Raw genomic sequence first — 7,812 nt, 5'->3', positions numbered from 1 at the left:
CATTTTTAAAAACCTCCTTCTCGGTTTGTTTTATTTTTGAATTCTTACCAAGAAAGAGGTTTTTAATCATTTTACACAAAATTTTTTACAGTCTCTTCACGGATTGTAGCCAACATACTGCAGCAGAGCCTGGGATTGATATTCATATGGGTTATATTCAGCCATATACCCAAGATAGAGGGCTGGGAGTTTTATCAGATCGGTCTTGTATACGGACTTGCAGCCATACCTTCAGGGCTTGCAGAGTTCTTCCTAAATACGGTATGGAATTTGCCGTCGTATTACATCAATCAAGGCAATCTGGATCGCGTGCTTATAAGGCCGTTAAATCCATTATACACCATAGTAGCAGATGGAATTGAGCCCCATGGCCTTGGGTTTGTCATATTCGGTACAGGAATGGTTGTTTATTCATTAATACATCTTCACATGCCCTTCACTGTGTTGAAAGTGATATACCTAATAGTAGCGGCATTGAGCGGTGCAATTATATATTTTTCCATAAACCTCTTTATGGCTACCATAGCTTTCTGGTTTATAGACGTGATGAGTACCATGGTGATGGTACATCACTTAAACGAGTTTGCGAAATACCCTTTGACGATATACCATAAAGCCATACAGATATTGATAACATGGGTTGTGCCCTTTGCATTTACAAGCTTTTATCCTGCTTCATATCTCTTGGATAAAGAAGCCTATAAAAACCTCGCTTTGATAACCCCTTTGGTTGCAGTTATAGCTTTTACCATAGCACATACCTTTTGGAACATAGGGCTTAAAAAGTATCAGAGCGCGGGAGGGTGATACTGAAGGATTTGGGGGAGTGGAATTATGGCTTTGAAATTAGCTTTAGGTTTAATAGCAAAGGATGAAATTTCTGTTGTTTCTAATAAATTAAAATCAATAGGCAATTTATTTGATGAAAAGATAATAGTACTGGATAGACCTAATAAAGGTATACTATATGAGTTTATGCGAGTAAGTGAAGAATATGGATGCAAAATATTTTTTTTCGATGGACCCGAATATGTGCGTAGAAATATATATTTAGAAAATTGTTCATGTGATTGGATATTGACATTAGATACCGATGAGGAAATATCACCGGAGAGTTCAAAAGATTAAACAAGAACTAATTGATACTCCTGAAAATGTGGGAGCTATCAGGCTTTCAGTTATTAATTACATAGGATATGGACGATGGGTTACCACATTTTCTCCAAAAGTTATAAGGATAAATGATAAAATAAGGTATAATGATGCCATATATCATCCAACGGTTACACATAGCGTGTTAAAAAATGGGATGAAAATCGGCAGGAGCCCACAATTTATAGAGCATTTCGGTCCACTGTACAATAAAAATGAGTTTAAAAAAAGATTGGATAGAATTTATGCAATGGAGCGTACCATCAAAGAAGACGAACAAAATTGCTTTTTATTTTCTATGCTGGCAGTTGAAAATATGAGCATTGGAAATATTAAAGATACTTTAAAGTATATTGAAAATGCGTTAAATACGAGTGATGATCAAGATAAAGATTTACCGCGTTTTCTTAAAGCATTAATTTATTACAGACTTAATTTGCCGTGGCTAGCAAAAGATATGCTATTAGATGTGGCAAAACAGAAATCATTTACTGCAGAAGCACAGTTATTGTTAGCTGATCTTGATGCCCGTGAAAAAGATAATCATTCGGCATTAAATAGAATATTACCATATTTGGAGATGCACCCTGATAGTGTTCATTTAAACCTCAATTGCGCAGCTTTGGTAGTCGATGTAGAACCATATAAATCTATAAATTGGTTAAAAAAGGCATTAAATCTCTTGCCGACACTATTTTGTAGTGATATTTATAAGAAAGGAGCAGATTATAATCCATATACATTTCAAGATACGTTTGTATCTAATTACACTAATGTGTTTGATTTATTATTTCGTGCATATGTAAATATTGGAGATATTAATGAAGCAAGATATTGGAAAGACAAAGAACATCAAATAATATTAAAATAATATTATTATAAAAATAACTCAGTTAAGGCTGTTGGAGAATATCTAACAGCCTATTATTATGCTCATTTGGCACTCAATATATGTTAAAAGAGAAATTTAAATTACTATTTACAGTGTACTGTTTACAGTGTATAATAAATAAAAAATGAAGGGGGTAAATTAAAATGAGTGATACTGATAATTTGTTAAAAAGAATTGAAAAACTTCAAAACGAACTCGATGAAATCAAAGAATTGGCTTTAAAAAGTACCGTAAGTCAAGATAACAAGGTAGATAAACCTTTGGATTTCTTCGAAGGTCATGACAATATTATTCAAAATTGTTTGGAAGAACTTCACAAAAATTTGAAAGAAGTAATGAGCAGCAATATAGCGGTAACTATCTGTACAGGTCGTTATAAAATGAATGGAAGAACGGAAGGCTGGGAAATATCCGGTAAATTTAAATCGCTTAACGAAATACCTGAAAATGAAATTACCGATGAACTGGAACCTTTTACAAATCCTCGACGTATAAAAATCATGAAGGTCTTATTTAATCAAAGCCTTCAAGGTAATGAACTCAGTAAATTGACAGGCCTGGTTGGTGGGCAACTCTACCATCATTTAAGTATATTGGAGAAGTCTGATATTATAGAAAGAAATGAAAATAATTATTCTCTTACGTCAAAAGGTGCAAGAATTTTATTTTTACTGGCAACAATAGCTGGCGATATATACGGTGAAAAGAAATAATTTCACCCTTGAAGCAATCCTTTCTTTATTCTAGGTGCAGTCAAAGTAAATGGATTTATATCATAATCTGGAGGTATTAGCTAATGAATCTGAGAGAGGTATATAGCCTTTTGAAGGAAGGGGCTAAATATGTTAAAGGCAAGTGGCATTACGTATTTATGTTTATTATATTTGAGAATTTGTACACTCTATTGGCCTTGTATATTCCTCAAATCAACAGAATGTTGATCAATCAAGCAATTCCTAGAAAAGATATCAACCTGTTATTTCGCCTGGCACTGCTTGTTTTTGCTACGCTAATAGCTATGGTAATTGTACAAATATCTAAAAATTATACACAATTAAAACTTTCACAATATATATCTAAAAATATAAAAGGTGATTTGTTTAATACAATTATGCATATGACAAGGCAGCAGCTTACTGAAAGACAAGTAGGTGATCTGCTTTCTCGATTATTTAATGATGCTGATCGTTATAAAGATTTGTTACAAAATACAATACAAATTTTTGGTAGTCATATTCCTGCTCTCATTATCATTATAATTGTAATTAGCGTGGTTAACTGGAAATTTGCTATTGTAGCTATTATTTTTTCGCCTCTTTTTGCGATAAGCTTTTTCCTATTCCGAAAAAAACTTGCTCAGTTAAGCTATAAAGAATCGAAATTATATGGTCAGCTAAATAGCAAAGCCCAGGAGACCGTTTCGGGAAATGATATTGTGAAATTAAGCGGCACAGAGACCAAAGAGGTAAACAATTTTATTAATATTTTAAAGGAGTTATTTAAAGTAGAAACTAAGGAGTTTTCTTACAATAATACGTCTATAGCCCTTTCAATGTTTATATCAGGGGCGATGACAGCTGGTATATACGTGGTAGGATCTTGGTTTTCGATTAAAGGTAAGATGAATATAGGTGATATTATAGCATTAAATTCCTGGGTATTGATGACAGGAGGCCCCATTAATCAAATCGCATTGCAGTATTTAAATATACAGCAAATGGTAGGTTCTGTTAAAAGAGTCCTGGAGGTATTAAATTCTGAAACCGAAATAATGGATATTCAAAGGATAAACATAGAGCGAAGTGGTTTTAAAGGGCAAATTAATTTTCAAGATGTTTGTTTTGCTTATAACAATAATGAAAAGCCAATACTTAAGGGTTTATCTTTTTCAATAAACCCAGGTGAAAGAATAGGGATTGTGGGGCAAAGCGGAGTAGGTAAGAGTACTATAGTTCATCTGTTAGCAGGTTTCTACCGAAATTACACAGGAAAAATATTTATAGACGGATATGAAGTAAAAGATTTACCGTTGTCTTATTTAAGAAAGAACATAGCGGTAGTTAGTCAAGAACCTATTCTATTTAATGACACTGTAGCAAATAATATTTTATACGGAAACGAAGACAAATTCGAAGACGAAGAAACGAGAATGAAGGCGATAGTAGAAGCCGCTCATATAGCAGGTATACACGAAAAAATTATAAATTTACCTGATGGCTATAATACTTTTATAGGTGATCGCGGTATAAAACTGTCAGGTGGCGAAAAACAGCGTATTATCATTGCTCGAATGGTAATTAAAAACCCTGCTATTATTTTACTTGATGAAGCTATGTCAGCTATTGATGCAGAAAACGAACGGGAAATCCAGGAAAAATTGGATGTTGTGACAAAAGGTAAAACTACGCTAATCATTTCACACAGGATAACGACACTCAGGAATGTAGACAGAATTATGGTTTTAGAAGACGGCAAAATAGCTGATTTTGGCACTCATGAAGAGTTACTGAGGAAAAACAAATTATACGCGAGGCTGTATTATAATATAGCAGATAAGAAAAAAAGAGAAAGTATATGAAATATATGTTGAAACATGCAAAAATATGAAGTACAATACCATTGAAAAAGGAGATTGTAGAGTATTAATACGAGGGGGAGTTTATATGGGGAAAAAGAAAGGGAATAGTGAAATCATATGGAACCGTATTATACCATTTCTCAAACCATATTGGCATTTGGAATTGTTTGCATTTATATTTACTGTAATAAGCACAATAGCAACTGTTTTAAGCATGTGGCTTATCAAGTATCTGATGGACGATGTGCTTATAGCCAAAAATGTTAAATTGCTCTTTTCGCTGTGTTTATCCTTTGCTGCCATATCTATAACCGGTACAGTGGCCGGTTTTGCCAGACAGTATTTCTTCTCTAAAGTGGGACAGAATGTGGTAGCTGATATAAGGTTTAAACTGATAAACCACGTCGTAAAGTTACCCCAGAGTTTTCTGATCAACGTTAAAACCGGCGATATAATATCGCGCTGCATGAATGATGTGGCCAATTTGCAGAATATAATTTCGTCCAGTCTCATTGACCTGATAACGTCAGTTGTAACAATAGTAGGAGTGGTGGCATGGCTGTTTATAGTAGACTGGCGATTGGCGTGTATATTGTTGCCAGTAGTACCTCTTTTTTTAATAGTACTCAAGGCGTTGGGGCCCAAGGTAGGAAATGTAAGTGTAAAAACCCAACAAAAAATGTCTGAGACCACCTCACTGTTACAACAGGCTGTATCTGGCATAGAAATTATAAAGAACTTTCTGGTGGAGCACATATTCAGCAGAAAATTCCACAACAAAGCTCGCGAACTGGCTGATATATCGGTTAAACAGAGTATTGCTATGAATGCCATGAACATGATGGGCTGGTTTGTGATTTACCCATATGAAATAGTATTCTTTGTTATATCGGGTTATTGGTATATAACCCAGGGTAAACCTACCATAGGGACCATGTTTGCTTTTTCTAATTACCTCAGCTTATTATTGAACCCGGCGGCTACTTTGATGGGCATATTTTCTCAGTTTTCCCAGGCATCTGCCAGTATTAAGCGGATATTTGAATACCTGGACCATGAGCCTGAGAGAGACGGGCAGAGGGAATTGCCAGACAGCGTCCAAGGCTATGTACGGTACGAAGGGGTGTATTTTTCCTATGATGGGCAGAAAGATGTGCTCAAAGATATAAATCTGGTAGTTGAGGCGGGACACATGGTGGCGCTGGTAGGGCCAACAGGGTCAGGCAAGACTACTTTGACGCGCCTTCTCATGAGGCTGTATGCTCCTGATAGAGGCAGGATAACAATAGACGGCATAGATATAGCTGAGCTCACATTAAAATCGCTGAGAAAGAGTATAGGGTGGGTACCCCAGGAGACATACCTCTTTGATGCAAGCATAAGAGAGAACCTGTTATATGCCAGGCCCGATGCCACAGAGCAAGAGATTGAGGAAGCGTGTAAGAAAGCGCAGATACATAATTTTATAATGTCATTGCCTGATGGATACGATACAGTGATAGGAGAACGGGGGATAAAGCTGTCAGGAGGGGAGAGGCAGAGACTATCCATAGCCCGAGCCATACTGAAGGATCCGAATATACTGGTGATGGATGAACCGACATCGGAGCTGGATGCATTAACGGAGGCAGCGTTATGGGAAGCGATAAATAAGCACTTCAAAGGCAGGACTGTGCTGGTGGTGGCCCATCGCCTGTCAACGGTGCGCAGTGCTGATAAGATAGTGGTAATGGAGAAAGGTTGCATAGTGGAGGAAGGCAGACATGAAGAGCTTCTGGAGAGGAATGGCCTTTATGCAAAGCTGTACCATAAACAGTTTGAAAAAGATGAGCAGATAGCTGTGATGTAATAAATTACCAGCTTCTTGAGCTTCCGCCACCTCCACCGGAACCGCCTCCACCGGAGTCACCTCCAAAACCGCCGCCACCTCCTCTAGGGCCTCTTCTATCAGAAAAGATAACATATAGTATAAAGTTCAAGATCCTTCCCTTAAAAAATATCACATCAATTAGGATGAGTAGAATAATCAAAACAGTTAGAAATGAATTGTTTTTAGAAGTTTCCGTATTTGAAGCAGGAGTTTGAGGACTTATATTTTTTATATCACCAGGTTTGATTCCGTATTCATTGTAAACTTCCAATAAAATAGCTTTATAACCTTCTAAAATACCTTTGGAAAAATTTCCTTCTTTATAATACGGAATCATATATTCATCTTGAATCCGTCCGGTTTTACCATCGGGTAAAGCTCCTTCTAAGCCATAACCTACTTCAATTCGCGACTTTCGGTCTTTTACTACTAGAAGAATTAACACCCCATTATTTTTTTGTTTATCTCCAATGCCCCATTGGCGCAGGATTTTCAATGAAAAATCTTCTAAAGGCTGGCCTTTTAAAGTGTCTATCGTGATTACTACAATTTGAGCTTTAGTAAGCTGGTAGAGTTTTGAATAAAAAAGCAATAGCCGCAGTCTCCACCTATAACAATGTTTAGGTGGAATAAGGCATCATCACTGCTAATCTGATGGAGTATTCTGCTTTTGTATGTATTTCTTTATAACTTCAATAGGAGCACCTCCTGATGACAAAATAAGATAACTTTCTATTCCACAAATATGGTTTCCAATAAAATTTTGATAAATATTCAGCATACTCTTTCCTTATCAACCTTGACGTTACTGTTTTAAGATTATTTATCAGTTTGGAAAGCTGTACTTGTGGTGGCGCTTCAAATAAAATATGTATATGATCGGCTTCACCGTTAAACTCAATAAGCGTACAGCTCCATTTAGAAAGTATATTTTCTAACCTTTTTAACATCTCATTTGTTAGACATTTATGTCTATATTTTGTTACAATAACTAAATGATATTTCAAATTATAACAAGCGTGTCTATTTGTATTGTATTCTACATTCATAATTTCATATACTCCTTTACAACTAATTATTTGTATGCTATAATTTTAACAACAGAAGAAAAATTTGTAAAGCTGGTGTTGGCATGAAATGCATCAAAACCGTGAAATTCAAAATCAAAATAACGGACAAATCCTTTGGTGATACCATATTCATATACAATAAAGCATTGTCTTACATAATCAACGTGGTCAATAACGAATGGGATTTCATATCAACACTATCAACGGCAAAAGAGCAGTTAAACTACACAGAAAAGCTGATACACAATAC

General features: G+C 35.6%; 7 protein-coding genes and 2 pseudogenes. 7 read left to right on the top strand and 2 right to left on the bottom strand.

Annotated elements, in window-relative coordinates:
* Positions 1–135 precede the first annotated feature (135 nt).
* The 6 genes from BUB87_RS12180 (at position 136) to BUB87_RS12155 (ending at position 6,471) form a co-directional block, all read left to right on the top strand.
* On the top strand, positions 136–807 hold the full coding sequence (locus tag BUB87_RS12180; protein ID WP_159432413.1) for an ABC transporter permease: 672 nt from the start codon (positions 136–138) through the stop codon (positions 805–807).
* Between the two features lie 27 nt (positions 808–834).
* A complete protein-coding gene (locus tag BUB87_RS12175) occupies positions 835–1,128 on the top strand; it encodes a glycosyltransferase family protein (RefSeq protein WP_073345875.1) in 294 nt (97 codons plus the stop codon).
* A 181-nt stretch (positions 1,129–1,309) separates the two neighbouring features.
* A complete protein-coding gene (locus tag BUB87_RS12170) occupies positions 1,310–2,023 on the top strand; it encodes a tetratricopeptide repeat protein (protein ID WP_234946043.1) in 714 nt (237 codons plus the stop codon).
* Positions 2,024–2,187: 164 nt separating this feature from the next.
* Positions 2,188–2,757, top strand: a complete 570-nt coding sequence (locus tag BUB87_RS12165) for a winged helix-turn-helix domain-containing protein (protein WP_073345870.1) — start codon at positions 2,188–2,190, stop codon at positions 2,755–2,757.
* A gap of 83 nt (positions 2,758–2,840) precedes the next feature.
* Positions 2,841–4,622 carry an ABC transporter ATP-binding protein gene (locus tag BUB87_RS12160; RefSeq protein ID WP_073345868.1) on the top strand — a complete coding sequence of 594 codons (1,782 nt, stop codon included), beginning with the start codon at positions 2,841–2,843 and terminating at the stop codon, positions 4,620–4,622.
* A gap of 85 nt (positions 4,623–4,707) precedes the next feature.
* Positions 4,708–6,471 (top strand): ABC transporter ATP-binding protein, encoded by a 1,764-nt coding sequence (locus BUB87_RS12155; protein ID WP_073345865.1) that lies wholly within the window; start codon positions 4,708–4,710, stop codon positions 6,469–6,471.
* A 4-nt stretch (positions 6,472–6,475) separates the two neighbouring features.
* Here BUB87_RS12155 and BUB87_RS12150 read toward each other — a convergent pair whose 3' ends face one another.
* Both BUB87_RS12150 and tnpA read right to left on the bottom strand, forming a co-directional pair.
* Entirely contained in the window at positions 6,476–7,084 is a 609-nt protein-coding gene (locus tag BUB87_RS12150; RefSeq protein WP_073345863.1) for a TPM domain-containing protein, read from the bottom strand.
* 54 nt (positions 7,085–7,138) lie between these two features.
* A pseudogene (gene tnpA, locus BUB87_RS12145) lies at positions 7,139–7,541 on the bottom strand (IS200/IS605 family transposase).
* An 83-nt stretch (positions 7,542–7,624) separates the two neighbouring features.
* On the opposite strand from tnpA, the pseudogene BUB87_RS14590 reads away from it, so the two are divergent.
* Positions 7,625–7,812, top strand: a pseudogene (locus tag BUB87_RS14590) (RNA-guided endonuclease TnpB family protein); the annotation flags it as partial.

The organism is Caldanaerobius fijiensis DSM 17918, from assembly GCF_900129075.1.
GTDB lineage: Bacteria > Bacillota > Thermoanaerobacteria > Thermoanaerobacterales > Caldanaerobiaceae > Caldanaerobius > Caldanaerobius fijiensis.
The sequence above is the reverse complement of the archived record's forward strand: the minus strand, read 5'-3'. Positions and strand labels throughout refer to the sequence as shown.